This window comes from Vibrio sp. T11.5 (assembly GCF_027587155.1).
GTDB classification, from domain to species: domain Bacteria; phylum Pseudomonadota; class Gammaproteobacteria; order Enterobacterales; family Vibrionaceae; genus Vibrio; species Vibrio neptunius.
The window spans coordinates 22537-38202 of the sequence record NZ_JAPPTP010000035.1 but is presented as its reverse complement, the minus strand read 5'-3'; the positions used below and the strand labels follow the sequence as shown (position 1 = coordinate 38202).

At 45.0% G+C, this 15666-nt stretch carries 10 protein-coding genes and 1 pseudogene; 3 read left to right on the top strand and 8 right to left on the bottom strand.

The features are described from left to right. Positions 1-2431 (top strand): annotated as a pseudogene (locus OH455_RS21950) (hypothetical protein); the annotation flags it as partial. 9 nt (positions 2432-2440) lie between these two features. Beyond that, complete coding sequence (locus tag OH455_RS21945; protein ID WP_269982793.1) at positions 2441-3388, top strand: hypothetical protein; 948 nt, start codon at positions 2441-2443, stop codon at positions 3386-3388. 135 nt (positions 3389-3523) lie between these two features. Here OH455_RS21945 and OH455_RS21940 read toward each other — a convergent pair whose 3' ends face one another. The 6 genes from OH455_RS21940 to OH455_RS21915 form a co-directional block, all read right to left on the bottom strand. Further along, positions 3524-5224: a DUF3859 domain-containing protein gene (locus tag OH455_RS21940; protein ID WP_269982792.1), complete on the bottom strand. Its 1701-nt coding sequence runs from the start codon at positions 5222-5224 to the stop codon at positions 3524-3526. A gap of 337 nt (positions 5225-5561) precedes the next feature. Next, positions 5562-5807: a hypothetical protein gene (locus OH455_RS21935; protein ID WP_269982791.1), complete on the bottom strand. Its 246-nt coding sequence runs from the start codon at positions 5805-5807 to the stop codon at positions 5562-5564. Between the two features lie 140 nt (positions 5808-5947). Beyond that, positions 5948-6433 (bottom strand): acyl-CoA thioesterase, encoded by a 486-nt coding sequence (locus tag OH455_RS21930; protein WP_206371924.1) that lies wholly within the window; start codon positions 6431-6433, stop codon positions 5948-5950. 156 nt (positions 6434-6589) lie between these two features. After that, positions 6590-7762 carry an alpha/beta hydrolase gene (locus tag OH455_RS21925; protein ID WP_269982794.1) on the bottom strand — a complete coding sequence of 391 codons (1173 nt, stop codon included), beginning with the start codon at positions 7760-7762 and terminating at the stop codon, positions 6590-6592. A gap of 19 nt (positions 7763-7781) precedes the next feature. Then, positions 7782-7988, bottom strand: coding sequence for a hypothetical protein (locus OH455_RS21920; protein ID WP_045976286.1), 207 nt, complete (start codon positions 7986-7988; stop codon positions 7782-7784). Positions 7989-8163: 175 nt separating this feature from the next. Further along, a complete protein-coding gene (locus tag OH455_RS21915; protein ID WP_269982790.1) occupies positions 8164-9600 on the bottom strand; it encodes a glyceraldehyde-3-phosphate dehydrogenase in 1437 nt (478 codons plus the stop codon). 754 nt (positions 9601-10354) lie between these two features. Between OH455_RS21915 and OH455_RS21910 the strand changes: the two genes are divergently transcribed. Further along, positions 10355-13003 carry a hybrid sensor histidine kinase/response regulator gene (locus OH455_RS21910; protein ID WP_269982789.1) on the top strand — a complete coding sequence of 883 codons (2649 nt, stop codon included), beginning with the start codon at positions 10355-10357 and terminating at the stop codon, positions 13001-13003. Here OH455_RS21910 and OH455_RS21905 read toward each other — a convergent pair. Together OH455_RS21905 and OH455_RS21900 are read right to left on the bottom strand one after the other, a co-directional pair. Further along, positions 12998-13438 (bottom strand): dCMP deaminase family protein, encoded by a 441-nt coding sequence (locus tag OH455_RS21905; RefSeq protein WP_045976283.1) that lies wholly within the window; start codon positions 13436-13438, stop codon positions 12998-13000. The genes OH455_RS21910 and OH455_RS21905 overlap by 6 nt on opposite strands. An 875-nt stretch (positions 13439-14313) precedes the next feature. Further along, on the bottom strand, positions 14314-15591 hold the full coding sequence (locus tag OH455_RS21900; protein ID WP_269982788.1) for a cytosine deaminase: 1278 nt from the start codon (positions 15589-15591) through the stop codon (positions 14314-14316). Between the last annotated feature and the right edge of the window lie 75 nt (positions 15592-15666).

Genomic DNA, 15666 nt, shown 5'->3' with positions numbered 1-15666 from the left:
TGAGGACTACCGCAGCCCAGATACCAAATGGTTGGCGGATAAGAACAAAGACAAACCCAGTCAATACGGTTTGGATGTGTTTACCACAGCCAACAATTATCACCTTGCTGCTGATGAGCTGGCTGAAACCATGCAAAAAAGCCACAGTGAGAAAAAAGACGGCACCTTAGTGGTGTTGTTTGACCCGGTTGGCCGCCAGCGCGATATTGCCCATAACCTCAAAAATACCATCGCTGAAGGTCAAGCTTATCGAGAAAACAATCTCTATCCATTAACGATAGGCACTTATGCAAAAGCCTGTATCGACAGCCCTGTGCCACAAGTGAGTCAAGCCGCGCAAGAAAACTTAGATACCCAAGCGCTCACTGAGTTTTTAGAGAAAAGTCAACTCAAAATGGATAAGGTGTCGAAACAGACACAGCAATGGCTGGCGCTGATGGATTATTTTGTCGCTGGAGAGGGGGCAACAAACGAAGTCGGCTCGCTCACCTGTTACCTGCACCATTATTTTGACCTTCGCCAAGAGGGGATTGTAAATCCAGCGCTGGAGTTGGCCAAGTTACTGTTTTTACTCGGCACTCTGTTTGAAGGTGTTACCGCCAGCGAGCACGGTATGGATACGATGGACGATTGGGTTGGCCAAGCCTTCGTCACCGATACTCTTACTCCTAACGATAACGCTCTGGGAATTATGTTTAAAGGCGCAAGGCTCATTTTTACCCAATGCCAAGGTGGTGATTGGCGTGAACTGTCGGCCTATGTCTCCAAGTATATGCTCATTTCCCTAGGTCACTTTTTAGCGCGTATTCCTGTGGCATTTTCTTATGTCGGTCAACAAGCAGGAAAGTGGTCTAAAATTGCAGCGAATGCAGGGCTTGAGCGTTTCTATCGGACGACTTTCCCCAAGATACTGGATGCGATATTGGGGGTAAAGATTAACGGAAACAGAGTTCGAGTGTCACTGGATGAAATGGAAGAATCACTGAGCAAGCGGGCCAAGCAGGGCAGGGCTGCTACATTGTGGAATAAGACAAAAATCAATTGGCATGAGCAGTTGCTCGATTGGTCGCAAGTCAAAGCCAATGCGAAAAAGACACGTATTTTACAACTGCTTGAGTTAGAAATAACGCCATCGAGCCCCATAGAAACAAAGATTTATTTTGAAAACAGCCAAGTGAAAACCTCGTTGCATTTCGCGGGCGCGTTGGTTGATGTTGGTTTTGCGGCATGGTCTTTTTACTACAATGTGTTAGCCATGTACGATTTGGCCTCGCAACAAGAGTATGCCGAGCTTGACCCCATCAATGATAAGGATGTGCTCTATACGATGGGTAAAATGGGCTCAACATTGTTGGCGTTGGCAGCGGACAGTGCCGCTCTCACCAAGTATGGCGCTAAATCCACTAATGCGCTGGCCTCAGGGTTTAATCGAGTGCTCAGAGCCCAAACGGTGGAAAAATATCTCCCCACAATAGGTGTCCATCTGGCCAATAAACTTGGATTAGAGAATATTATGGCGTACAGCAAGCATGTTGAAGGCCAAGTGGCTAAGGTGCCGGTTAGGGGGTTAGTCGTTGGAGCGAATTTAATGGTCGCGGCGATATATTTTACCGATGCTTCCACTGCCAATCGAAGTGGCAATATTGGGTTACGAGATGGGTACTTAATCGGTGGGGCAGCAAGCCTGTTAGTGATAGGATCTGTTGCCTCTGGCCCGGTTGGCTGGGCGTTTTTCAGTGTCGCGATGCTGGGCCTATTCTTAAGTGGTTACACCATCGCTCGTTTTCAGAAAACCGAGTTAGAGAATCTGCTGTTTAGCTGTTTTTGGGGGAAAAGTAAGTACTACTCATTTTGGGCCGATTTTACTGATGCTGAAAAAGTTAAGAACGTAATACTGAGAAAAAAGAAGATACAATCTTTGACTGATGAGGGAAAAAAACAATACCTTGAAACGGCATTGCAGATTGAATCACAAGAGTTTATTAACTATTTCTACTGGCCGCAGTTAAAAATAGACAAGACCACTCTCTCCCCACAAGTGATTAAATCCGATAAGCTTTATACGTTCCGTTTTGTTTTACCTGAGTTTAAAATGGGCATTTCTCAGCTTCATGGCACCATGGTCAAAAAGGTTTACACCCGATCGGGCCCTGCCTCAACCGAGCCCATGACCGAGGCTTTTAAACACGCCTTGCTTGCTGCATTCAACAACCCGAAACAGCATGAGTTTAAAGAGGATGGCCTACATTTGACCGTGGAAGTAGAGTGCTCATTTGGAAAAAACCGCGGGCTCGCGAGTGACCTTAGCCTGCAATGGTGTTACGAGCCAGAGCCGTCACTGATGGTGCCTAAACGTATGCTAACCTCATCAGGCAGTATTAAACGCCAGTTGATAGGTATGGTTAATGAACACCCGAACGACAAGTATTAAGGATAAATAATGGAGCGTCGTTTTATTGGGCTATTCACCACCAAAGCCCAGCCTTTTTCTAAGTGGTGGCAGGAGTTTCGTTCTGAGGTCACTGTGGTGCCTATGGACGACCCCTTTGACCCCATTGTCTCAGTGGATGATAAGCTGTTAACTATAAGAACCGGTTACCATAATCGGCGCAACTATTATATTGTGCCATGGATGCTGATGCTGTCGATTTTGGCTACTCACTTTACGATTGACTCATGGCCTAATTTTTCCTCGTTAGCTGAAGACGCTCATCAGACCATCGCACGTATTCAAGAATATCGAAGGACAGGGTATGAACCTATCTATGATATGAATAAGATGGAAACTTATCAAAAAGCCATGCTTAATGGGGAAGGAAAGGTTACCTTTTTCACCTATATGGCGGCGCAATCTATCATAGGAGAGCTAGATTATTTTATAGACAGCATTGTTTTTCTAGGTTTTATGTGGATGATAACTGTGTCTATGTGGATGCTTTTTTTTCTCAAACCCAGAGATGCGGAAATCTATTTTGACCGCCAACGGCAAATTGTTTACAGCTGGCGCCATGGCCGAGTCGGGGCCGCCTACTTTGACAAAATGGGGTTAATTGAAAACCATCTTGGTATTAACCTTGTGTTGCAGTTTGAAAACAAAAAGCAAAATGGCTACCGCCCGATGGCGATTGTTGGCATTGATACCGGCAAGCTCACTTTTCATGACGAAGCCGACACCACTTATCCACTGGCGCAAATCCTCGCCTTTATGGACCATGGCAAAAGCGCAGTGATCACTAGCTCTTCTTTTAAGCGTGAACCCGCCAAGTTTTTCTGGCGCGTGGATCCTAAACCAGACGACCTTGAGTTACGGGTCAACGCGGCCCTAGAAGCCGAGGGAGATTTGGTTCATCACTACCAAACCCACAGGCCCAAAGGCCATGCAATATAGCGGTGATAGCAAAATGGAGCGTTGATGTATTTAAGCCATTGGCTCCGATGTTTTTGGCTAGTAAAAAGCAAAAACTAAGCAAAGCCAATGACGTTTTTATTGCTAAACGTTTGTCTAATCAACAGGGTAAAGCGACTAATCGGCAAGCAAACAGTTTGCAAACTGTTCCATGTCACCATCGACTTGCTCTAGTTTACCTTCGGCGAGACAGGCTAAATAGAAAGTATCATATCGTTTAAGCTGTTCTAGCGTATTACCGACACGATACTGAAAAACCTGATGCGTCTGCTTTAGTGCTTTGGCTTTGCAGTCACTCTCGAAAGGAACAAGTGTTTTATGGCAAGCTTGCGCCGATTCTATATTCAGACATTGATAGAAACGTTCGTCATGACACAGCATATTGGTTCCATCGATGACGCTATCGAATAGTTTAAATGGTTGATCACGCTGAGCGGCGTCGACGAACACTGACTCATCGTCGGTTTGTACAACAAAATTATGCTCTGCCAACACCCGCTGTTGGTAAATGATTTCAAAGGTCCATACGCCTGCAACCAATTCTTCTGGGCTGGAAAATTGCCATAACGCCTGATTACGGTCATGTTCGAACATGGTATCCGGCCAACTGCTCACAGTGAACGTTTTCTGGTTGCCTGCTGACTTAATCGGCGGATGAGTGACTCGGACTGTAATAGGAAAGGTTTCTGACCTACCATGATTGCTATTGGTGGTAACTTTATATTGAAAGCCGATAAAGTCACCCAATTCAGGGGCAATGATTTGGCTATATAGCGGCCTAAAGTTATCTTTAATGGATGGCTTCTTACCACCTTTTAGCACCGTTACCGTCGGAATGACGGCCCCTAATGCATCGTCCTCAAAGTGAGCTTTAGCCACGGGTGTACCCTCAATCGACAGGTACTTGATCTCTTGGTCGTCATCTCGTGTAAAGCTTACCAGAGGGTTGTTGAATGCCAGCAAGCGTGTCAGTTGTTTGTTGTATTGAACATCTAACTGACTAATATTATTGTTGTTCAACTCTGCATCATGAAGTAGCGGAAGTGCCGATAAATTGATAGCCGAGAGTTGGTTGAAGCTGGCCATCACTCTATTGACCCTGCTAACGCCTGAAAGGTTGATATCTTGCAACTGGTTGTTGCGTACATTGAGCATAACCAACTGAGGATGCGTCTTGAGTATTATCTGTTTGAGCTGGTTATTCGGCAATTCCAAATGCCTGAGGCGAGTTAAATGAGAGACGTCCAACTCCTTTAAATTCGCCCCAGTGACAATCAATTCTTCAAGCTTATAGCTTTGGCTTAGGTCAAGCTCGGTTAGCTGACTTTGGCTGACACCAAGACGTTTCAGCTCAGTAAGATGTCCTAGTTCCAGTTCTTCAAGCTGAGTTTGATAGGCATATAAGCCGGCTAGTTTGGGGTTATTGCTTAGATCGAGCTCGGTCAACGCGTTTCTGGAGATATTAATAAACTCAAGTTGAGGGTTGGAACTGACATCGATGGTCGTTAAGCCATTCCCTGATACTGTTAAACGCTTGAGTTGTGGAAGTGAAGACAGATCAATACGCTCAATATTGTTTTCAACAAACTGAACATCTTGAGCTTGGGTAAAATAGCCCAGTTCACTGACGTCTTGAATATCACCGTAATTACAGATGATATGGGTGACTTGAGCGACTTCTTCAACATCAAGTTTTTTAATACAGCGCTCGAAAGCACTGTCTTTAAACTTGATCTCATTGATCAGTACGGGCTTAGGTGTGCTGTTGCATCCTGATAAGGTCAATAACAGGGTAAGCAGCGAAATAAGGGGCTTCATTGAATTCCTAAAAATAATTATTTAACAATAGGTTATTGATGAATTTTATAGTATGCGGGTGTCATATGCGACCATAAGCATCACAAAATGCGCTAAGGAGAGCGAACGACACTGTTAACCAAAGACCGCATCGACTGAGCGTCACTATAGAGTTAGGTGTTGCCTATTGCGTATCATCAGCGTTGAACGTTTTAGGGAGTGGCAAAGGATCACTCTATATGGTTTGGTCCAAAATATATGGTCTTTGCACTTGATAGCGTGTAAAGAAGGAGAATGATGACCTGATGTCATGCCTGCCTGAGTGGTATTTTGTTATGAAAAACGGTGGGTAAATCTGTCAAAATTCACGGTTAGAAGGGGCACAACCCAGATACTGAAGAAGAACGTAGATGCTTTCCTGAGAAAGCGCGACTCTACGAAACAAATCAGCGAAGGTGTCATCACCACCAAAACAGGTTTGAATGTAATGGTTAATCTCTTGTTCTGCATAGCCTTCCACATACATGGTGCGAACCCATTGGTATTCGACAGCTTTTGGGTTAGACAGTGTTGTTTCGCTAAGTGTTGTTTGGATGAGGTTCACACCATCTCCTTCCTTCTACCTAATCGATTGCGGATTTAATCAAATAAAGATGAAGGAAAAATGACAGGTTAGCCGTGTTGACATAAATTTGACCAATAAAGGCCAAAAAGAGGCATTTAGCCTCTTTTTACGCAGAATAATTACTTCAAATACTTTACATGCGCTTCCATTTCTTCACCTATTTGTTTGCGCATGTTCATCAATCGAATCGCTGAATCCCGCAGCTCAATGTCGTCCTCGGTTTCGGGTACCCATTCTGGCACAGGTGAAGGTTGTCCTTCCCCATCCACCGCCACCATGATGACAATACAATGCGTCGTTAGGCGATTTTTCAGCTCTTTTGGATCACTTGCTTGGACATCAATGGCAATGTGCATTGATGTTTTTCCGGTGTAAATGACCTTGGCGCTGACCTCAACTAAGTTACCGACATGTATCGGCGCAACAAAGCGGATACCCCCCGCATAAGCGGTGATACAGTACTTGCCACTCCAAGCAGCAGCATTCGCATAAGCGGCCAAGTCAATCCATTTCATGACGGCGCCACCGTGGACTTTACCACCGAAATTGACATCCCCAGGTTCAGCTAGAAAGCGTAGTGTTATATCGCGTTGACCATTGCTCATCTGTCAATCCTTCGTTTTTATGTGTTTGTTAAAACTATTAACAAACACTTCAATAAACTGCAATCAATAATTCCAGCTTAGTCGAAAAAACGTAGGAGCCCCAGAAATAAAGGGGTGTTTACCTATCCTGATACGTCAGAAGAGGGGGGCTGGTGATCAAATTCGAGAAGCCATAACAGAGTCCATGATTTGCATGCTCTCATCGAAGTAAGGGTTGTATGTTAGACGCGCATGAACTTTGCCTGATTCATTGTAGCCCCAAGCCGAGTACCAAACTGGTTCACCTTGTACACATTTTTCTGCCTGTGCTTGTTCCTGACCATTGGAACAGATGACGTTTGTGCCGTTCACGCCATAGTTAGGGTTCTCCGGAGAGAACAGGAGTCCCATGTGAGAGCCATTGGAAATTCGTTGCTCTGGTAGCTTCATGCTGAAACGTGTCGAACGCGGTTCCGGAAGATCTTGCTCGCCTTGCCAAACCAAACGATTGTTAGGGTTGTGCATTCGGTGGGAGAAGATGTCAATCGAATACTGAGTGTTGATCACACGATCGCCTTCACTCATGAGCATAAAAACGGGTTTGCTGTAGTGGGTGGTAGCGAGCTGCTCTCTCACGACGGCAGACGTTTGATAGTAGACGGCCGCTGCATTCATTGGCAAGGAGTTATAACGTAATGGATTATCTTCAGGATCTTGGTCTGCCCAGGTAACGAAGTAGCTTGCTAACTCAGCAAACTTAACGGTAGACGAACCGGGTTCAAAAGCGGGAGAAAAAAGCAGAATACCGTTGATGTCTTGGTCGTTCAAAGCTTCAGAGGTTACAAGGTTTGCCCCTGTTGAGTAACCACCAACCCAGATGGAATCGGTCTGTTTTTTTAGGAGATCAATATGATGCTTTACAACGCCTTGCCAATCAGCAAGCCTAGGTAACTGAAGGTCTCCAACTTTGCTTGCATGTCCGGGAAGCAAAATGGTTCTGACTAGATAACCCTGTTCCGCGAGGTGAGTCGCGATGTCAGTGAAAGAATAAGGTGAATCTCCTAAGCCATGAACCAAGAGTACACCTTGGCCGTTCGGCGAGGCTGGGCGATATTCGTGTGGTAGGACTTGTGCCAATTCCTCTTGATGATCCGCTGTCATAAACAAGCGGTTGTTCGTCAGCCATGCTTTTGTGTCCGCTACATAGCTTTCAAAGCTTGTTTGTTGGTAGCTGGGTAGTGTGTCCGCCTTTTCATACGCTGGATCTTTGGACGGCGAACTGCAGCCAACCAGTCCTGCTGTGACTGCGGCTGCAACATAAAAGACCAAGGCAATTTTTTTACGCATCATGTATTCAAGTTTGTCTGTTTTACTTTGATACGTCTTCATACTCTCCCTCCAGCACTGAACCTTTTGATTGTTGCTGAGCCGTGTTGGCGTTTTTCTTAATCGCCCTCTCAATCTTCTTTCCAGTAATCAGTGCCGCGATAGTAAGGGGTATCGCGAGAATCAGGCCAATGATAATGGTAAAGAAGCCAATAAACAGCGCAAGTACGCTCGACATCACTCTATTCATAATTGATACCTCTCTTTTAATACAAATACTAAACAATCGGAAATGAATGAAAGATGAATGAAACACTCTTAAACAAAAAAAGCCGTTCTCAGATGAAAACGGCAAGTACGGGGGTATATCGTTATAGTTGTGTTGTGGAGGTTTGCCCCCGATTGAACTCAGGGACGATATTCGGTTATTTGGATGGGTAAGTTTTGTAACGAACACCCATCATCTGCTCCATACAGTGGATAACTTGGCAGCTGTAGCCGAATTCGTTGTCATACCAAATGTACAAAACACAGCGGTTGTCTTGAGCGATAGTCGCAGCACCATCAACCACACCAGCAAAACGTGAGCCGACTAAGTCGGTAGAAACGACTTCGGTTGACTCTGTGTAATCAATTTGTGCAGACAGCTCAGACGCCAGCGCCATTTCACGCAGGTAAGCGTTCAGTTCTTCTTTGTCTGTGCTTTTGTCTAGGTTTAGGTTAGCGATCGCCATGGACACGTTTGGTGTTGGGACACGAATCGCATTACCCGTCAACTTACCAGCAAGTTCAGGGAGCGCTTTTGCTACTGCTTTTGCAGCACCTGTTTCGGTGAGTACCATATTCAGAGAGGCACTACGTCCGCGACGTTCACCTGAGTGGAAGTTATCGATTAGGTTCTGGTCATTGGTGAATGAGTGAACCGTTTCGATATGACCAGAGACAACGCCATACTTATCGTTCATTGCTTTCAGAATTGGCGTAATGGCATTAGTGGTGCAACTTGCCGCAGATATGATGGTATCTTCGGCGTCGATCACCTTGTCGTTAACACCGAATACAACGTTCTTGATGTCACCTTTACCTGGAGCAGTAAGAAGGACTTTTTCTGCACCGTTACATTCAAGGTGTTGGCTTAGCCCTTCTGCGTCGCGCCAAACGCCTGTGTTGTCGACAACCAGAGCGTTGTGTATGCCATAGCTTGAGTAGTCGACGTCTTCCGGTTTGTTGGCGTAAATAAATTGAATGTAGTTGCCGTTAGCAATGATCGCTTTGCGTTCTTCGTCGACGACGATGCTGCCATTGAACTGACCATGCACTGAGTCACGGCGAAGTAGGCTTGCACGTTTTTCTAGGTCACCTTTTTTACCGCCGCGTACTACGACAGCGCGGAGGCGCAATGGGTAGCCCGGGCCACTTTTTTCGACTAATAGGCGAGTAAGCAAACGGCCAATACGACCAAAACCATAAAGTACGACATCGCGAGGCTCAGTGACGGTTTCACCGTTCATTGCGCCCATCAGAGAAGAATGCAGGAAGTCTTTGACACCGTGTTCGTCATCGCGACCTTTCCAGAATTGGTGCGCTAATTGGCCCACATCAATACGACATGGCGATAGCTCCATTTCTGATAGTGCTTTGATCAGCGGTAATGTTTGCTCCGCTGAAAGTGGCGTTCCTGTATAGCGACGAGCAAGACGATGCGTTTTGATAATGTCTATGGTCGCTGCATTCACCAGAGTTTTACCAAACAGTAGAACTTCGACGCCTTTTTCGCGATAAAGTTGACCAAGTAGGGGAGAGATAGTTTCCGCAATCGTTTGGCTAGTTTGCCAGTCAAGGAGGTGTTTCTCTGGACTCATTGTTTGTTTGGACCTTTCACGTTTTGGGGACTGACTCTACTTCACTGTGTAGGGGGAGTGAGTAGAGATAAAAAAGTGTTTTATTTATGTAATTTTTATGCGGCAGGATTGTAATACCTAAAATCTTATTCTGCTAGAAAAATTAATTACAGAGCAAATCGCTAACATCGTGGTCCAGAATACGTAAATTATGCTTAAATTAACCTATTGACATTTTTTAAGTCTATTACTTAATTTTCGTAGAAAAATACTCAAAGCTCAAAAATAATGAAAATTTTAAAAAATTAACATTGAATAATTTGAATTGGAACGCGTTAACAACTGAAAAAGTAAACAAAAGTCTGGTCAAATGAATTTAACTAGTTAAGCAAACGTTTCACTTGTTTTGTGAGGTAGTGTGCATTGACTGTTGATCACGTTTTTTGACCTGCTTCCCTTTGCTCCTCAATAGATTTATTAATTTAGTGCGTGAAATAATACTAGCGAGCACTTTTCAGGCTGATCGGCTTTGACGCGTGAATTAACCCCTTTGTACTGGGTTGGTAGTTTGTCTTAAAAATGCCGCTCGATATACCACGGCATGCTAGAGATGGAAAACAAAGAACGGTGTAGGACAGCGAACATTTGCGCAAAAAGATCCTGTGCAGATCGAAAAATTCTCTCGATTTTGGTCTGGATTATAAGAACCAAATTTAATATCAACTAGTATTAACAGTCTAGTGGTTCAAAAAATGATTCGAAGGAACGAGTCTTCATGCTCCTCACTAACATATCAATCAAAAGCCGGTTGTTGATTTTATGTCTGATACCTACATTGGTGATCCTGATATTCACCGTGAATACGGTGACTCGTATTCAGGAGAGACTTTACAGCTACGCTGTCATTAGTGAGAAAAATCAGACAGTCAGACATTTATCTGATTTTTCCAGATATGTGTATCAAGCGTTGGACTATCGAATTAGAGGTGAGAGTGCGGTGAGCGCGTTTGACATGGCGCAGCAATCTCTGAATTCAGCCGCCGATGCGGCGCATACATCAGAACACTTACATTATGGTGTTAATGCCTCCAATAGAACTTTGAGTTACATTGAAAAGCTCAACGCATTGCTGCCACAACTGAAAACAGTGAATTCGCGTGAAAGCTTAGCGTTAGGACGGCTGATCTATGCGGCTTTGTATCAGTTATATAACGAGGTTCAATCGATAGAAAACCACAACCTTGAGCGCAAAGTACATCAGCTGGATCTTGTCTTGAGTGACCTGAACTGGCTATATTTTTGGATGGAGCAGGAAGCTTGGCTCGCTCAGGAAATAAGAAGTGTTCGTCTCTCATATGCGGGCTATGCGGCGGACTATTTTAAGATCAGCGAGCGTCAGCAATTTCACCTAGATAAGCTTATTGATTTGGGCGACGACTCCGAGCAAATCCATAGGCTACTCGATGTTTTTACCAGTCGCGATTTTCAGCGTGGTAGTCATTACAAGCAACATATGTTGCTTACTCCCGGAAGTAAGGACAGGTTGGAGGATTTCGCGTTAGCGATTGAGCAGCGTAACGCGTTAGTGGAAAAACAACTTGCTGTGTTTTCCGCTGAGCTTCATGAAGAACTCCAAATGAACATTAAAAGAGGCGAAAATGCGCTGTTGTCTTTAGCCATCGGTGGCTTCTTGGTGTTAGCCGTGATGTTTTTCTGGGGGACGAGTACCCTTTACAGAATCAATGCCAAGCTGGCACGGATCCTTGCTGTTATGGGGAGTATGCGTAACCATGGCCGTGCAGAATTTGTCCCAGAGGATGGTAACGATGAGTTTTCTAAGTTTGCTCGCAGCGTCAACTATATGATTCAAGCGCAGAAGGACTATGAACAGGAGCTTGTAATAGCCAAGGAAAGTGCCGAGGCGGCCAATCAAGCCAAAAGCGTATTTTTGGCCAACATGTCGCATGAAATTAGAACCCCTTTAAACGGTATCATAGGTATGACGGAGATTTTGTCTGACAGTCATTTAACGCCTTCACAGAAAGAGATTCTGAGCGATATTGATGTGTCTTCACATGCTCTGCTTATCCTTATTAACGATATTCTCGACTTATCGAAGATTGAGTCCGGCAACCTGACCTTATCGCCTAGCCATGCCGATGTTCGCGAATCTGTTTTTGAAGCAATGAATATGGTGAGTACCAAGGCGCTAAAACAACAGGTAGAGCTTAGCGTGATACTTTCTCCCAATATACCGGACAGCCTCTACATTGATGAATTTCGATATAAACAAGTTTTGCTGAACTTATTGAGTAATGCGGTGAAGTTTACTCAAGATGGCGCGGTATCAGTCACCATGACTATGGTGACTGAAGATGGAAAAGCGTATTTGGATTGCGGTATTGCGGATACGGGGGTGGGGTTCAATGAAGATAAGCTAGATGAGATTTTCCAGCCGTTTACCCAAGAAGATAGTAGTATTACTCGGCGCTATGGTGGCACAGGTTTAGGTTTGGCTATCTGTCGTCAAATTGCAGAGCTGATGGGGGGACGCATCACTGCTAGCACCGCGCTCGGCGTCGGAAGCCGTTTTCATTTTTCTATTCCAGCCCATTCAGCCGTAGAGTCAAGTCGAGATAAAGTGAAAGGCAAAGCGTTGTGTATTACAAATGGCAGCCAATACACCTCTTTAATCGAGAGTGAATCCAAACGTTTCGGTTTGAGTGTCACCACTTTAAACATCACCAATGATGCGCTTGTGTTGGATGAGCCGTTTGATCTTATCTTCTATTGTTATCATGCCCATCATAGCTCTCGACGTGATCTCGCATCGCTCAGAGCGCGGTTTAATTTCTCAGAAATTATTGGTTTTCAGCATCACTTGTTCATGTTGCCTGATTCCGAACCTCTTGTGTCATCTAATCTAACACTTCCTTTTTTGGGTAGCCGTTTTGAGACTGCGATTGACAAAGCACTCAACGGTATTCATGTGAATACCACTCAGATTGAACGGAGGAAAAGTAGAGCATATCACTCCAGTGAAAGCCGATGTATTTTGATCGTCGAAGATAATCTGATGAACCAAAAAATCGCGAGCTTCTTTCTCAGCCGCGTTGGGGTGGATTACCAAATAGCCAGTAATGGTGCTGAAGCAGTAAATTTGTTTGAGTCAGGACAACAGTACACAGCGATTCTGATGGATTGTATGATGCCCGTCATGGACGGACTGACCGCAACGCGTCGCATTCGGGCGTTGGAAACGGAGCAGGAAATAAGCAGAACACCAATTATTGCTTTGACGGCCAGTGTTCTGCCGGAAGAGATAGACAGCTGTTTTGAGGCTGGAATGGATGCCTATCTGCCTAAGCCATACAAGTCACAACAGCTTTTTGATACTTTTGAGCGACTGCAGGTTGGCCTATAGGTCTTCAAGCGGTAGCCAGTTTACCTTTACGCCAGCTTGAAGGAACATATCTTGGCTGATTTTTATCTTATCACCCCAGCGTGATAGAAAATCTTCACTTTGTTCTGGACAGTGAACGGCTGAGATGCCTGTCTGGATAATTTTTGCTGCGCAGTTTGGGCAAGGGAAGTGCGTTACCCATATTTCACAACCATCCAAATCACGTTTGGCGAACAAAATAGCATTTTCTTCTGCGTGCAGTGTTTTGAGATATTTCATTTCCCTTTCATCGGTCATTGCACTATCGGAAATGCCGTGTGGATAGCCGTTGAAGCCAACAGACACGATGCGATTTTGTTTAGTGATGACAGCACCCACTTGAGTAGAAGGGTCTTTACTCCATGAGCCGACAAGAACAGCCATTTGGTAAAAGCGTTGTGCCCATTTAGAAATCATTCAATCATTCCTCTAGGAAAGAAAACCCGGTGTAGGGGACTTATAAAAGTAGTGTGATACAGATCAGCTAATAATATCCTAATTTCCGCGGAGATAGTCCAGTAAAATCAGACTTTAGCTATGTTTGATTCAAGCCACTTCGATTTTATTTCGATAAGCCTCACATATCTTCGTGGCCATCTGGTTTTAGGATGGTCGCAAATGACTATTCTGCTTGTGCGATATCTCTTACAAATGCGTAAGTTTAATGACTGATAATGACATGGAGATTGTTGCTTTTTCTTTCTATGTGTATGTATTTTAAGTGGTTTTAATTTTTTGTCGCTACGATGGTATCTACTAAGAGAAAAATCCGCCATTGTTAAAATTTGCCACTGGCATAATCTTAAGTTGTCAGCAGGGAGCAGACACGGAACAGGAAAGACCCAAGGATAGGTCATCTTCAGGACGAAGATTCGATTGTTTAGGAAGAACAATCGGCAAGGAAAGCAAAGGACATTAGCTGGACGCTAGTAACTAGGATGGTTACACCAAGGAAAGTTAATGGACGCTTAACGGACTAAGGCATTTTCTATCAGGACGATAGGTTCAGGGACACCGCTTAAGGAAAAAGCGATGGGAGTTAGCGAGGATAGCTAACGGGCTGGATTGCCGAGGACACCGCTAGGAAGGCGATGATACGGACAGTGCTGAAGGAATCAGCGTACTATCAAGGAATAGATGCAGGGAGCACCTATTAGTAGCCGGATTGCTGCGAGTAAGAATAAGCCCCACTAGGCGAAAGCTTAGTGGGGTTTTCTTTTTTATCACGACAAATAGCGCTAACAGGATTGAGCGATGATATTGCTGCCATCGATAGACAAGGGAAGCTGGTATTAACGTTGGAAAGTAATCGTTTCTTCGCTCTCCAAGCAAATAGAAGTCGTCGCGGGTTGAGTTTGTGCGATCACCTTACCATGGCGGATCGAGTAACGAACGGGCACTTGGCGTCTGACAGCATCAAAGCCATTGTCGGCAGGTAGGATCAGCAAACTACCCGGTTTACCTTCTTCTAACCCGTACTTATGCTGGATGTTCAAAGTACGTGCCGAGTTGGTGCTGATGAGTTCCAATGAGTTGTTGATTTGGTCATAACCCATCACCTGACAAACATGTAAACCCATATGGAGCACTTGCAGCATGTTTGCCGTCCCTAGTGGGTACCAAGGGTCGAAGACATCATCATGGCCGAAACACACATTGATATTGGCGTTGAGCATCTCTTTGACTCTAGTGACTCCACGGCGTTTCGGATAATCATCGAAACGACCCTGTAAATGAATGTTGACCAGAGGGTTGGCGACAAAGTTAATCCCCGACATTCTCAACAAACGGAATAGTCGCGAAGCATAGGCTCCGTTGTAAGAGCCCATCGCTGTGGTGTGACTGGCTGTAACCTTATCTCCCATCTCATACTTTAGAGCGAGGGCAGCCAAGGTTTCGACAAAACGAGATTGTTCGTCGTCAATTTCATCACAATGTACGTCAATTAAACGGCCATACTGTCTGGCCAACTCAAAGACATAGTGCAGAGACTCAATGCCATACTCGCGGGTAAACTCAAAATGCGGAATGGCACCGATCACGTCGGCGCCGATCTGCACGGCTTGTTCAAGTAACGCCTTACCGTTCGGGTAGGAGAGGATCCCTTCCTGAGGAAAAGCCACAATTTGAATATCTACCCACTCTTTCATCTCTTCGCGCAGTTCGACCATGGCTTTAAGTGCGACAAGGGTCGGGTCCGATACGTCGACATGAGTGCGTACGTGCTGTACACCATTGGCTATTTGCCATTTAAGAGTCTGCTTTGCGCGAGTTTTAACATCTTCCACTGACAGCATTTCCTTGCGTTCAGCCCAGCGTTCAATCCCCTCGAAAAGCGTGCCAGAAATATTCCATTTTGGTTCACCTGCTGTTTGCGTGGTGTCTAAGTGAATATGAGGCTCACAAAATGGAGCGACGGCGATGCCACCTTCTGCGTCTAACACCTGCCCACAGTGGTCAATAGCCATGTCGTTATCGACGATCCGTTGAAATTGCCCATGTTCAATCAGGATCTGCTTTACCCCTGCTTGGTGTTGTAGTTTGACATTTTTGATCAACAACTGAGTCATTGTGCGTCCTTACGCGATTTCTCGCTGAGTATTGTCTTGTTGATAAGAGGGTTGAGTACGACGTAGCGCAACGCG

Bases quoted from the DNA above. Each gene is read 5' to 3' on its own strand.
- OH455_RS21905 (WP_045976283.1), bottom strand. From the start codon at position 13,438: ATGATTTCTAAATGGGCACAACGCTTTTACCAAATGGCTGTTCTTGTC.
- OH455_RS21940 (WP_269982792.1), bottom strand. From the start codon at position 5,224: ATGAAGCCCCTTATTTCGCTGCTTACCCTGTTATTGACCTTATCAGGA.
- OH455_RS21925 (WP_269982794.1), bottom strand. From the start codon at position 7,762: ATGATGCGTAAAAAAATTGCCTTGGTCTTTTATGTTGCAGCCGCAGTC.
- OH455_RS21910 (WP_269982789.1), top strand. From the start codon at position 10,355: ATGCTCCTCACTAACATATCAATCAAAAGCCGGTTGTTGATTTTATGT.
- OH455_RS21945 (WP_269982793.1), top strand. From the start codon at position 2,441: ATGGAGCGTCGTTTTATTGGGCTATTCACCACCAAAGCCCAGCCTTTT.
- OH455_RS21915 (WP_269982790.1), bottom strand. From the start codon at position 9,600: ATGAGTCCAGAGAAACACCTCCTTGACTGGCAAACTAGCCAAACGATT.
- OH455_RS21900 (WP_269982788.1), bottom strand. From the start codon at position 15,591: ATGACTCAGTTGTTGATCAAAAATGTCAAACTACAACACCAAGCAGGG.
- OH455_RS21930 (WP_206371924.1), bottom strand. From the start codon at position 6,433: ATGAGCAATGGTCAACGCGATATAACACTACGCTTTCTAGCTGAACCT.
- OH455_RS21920 (WP_045976286.1), bottom strand. From the start codon at position 7,988: ATGAATAGAGTGATGTCGAGCGTACTTGCGCTGTTTATTGGCTTCTTT.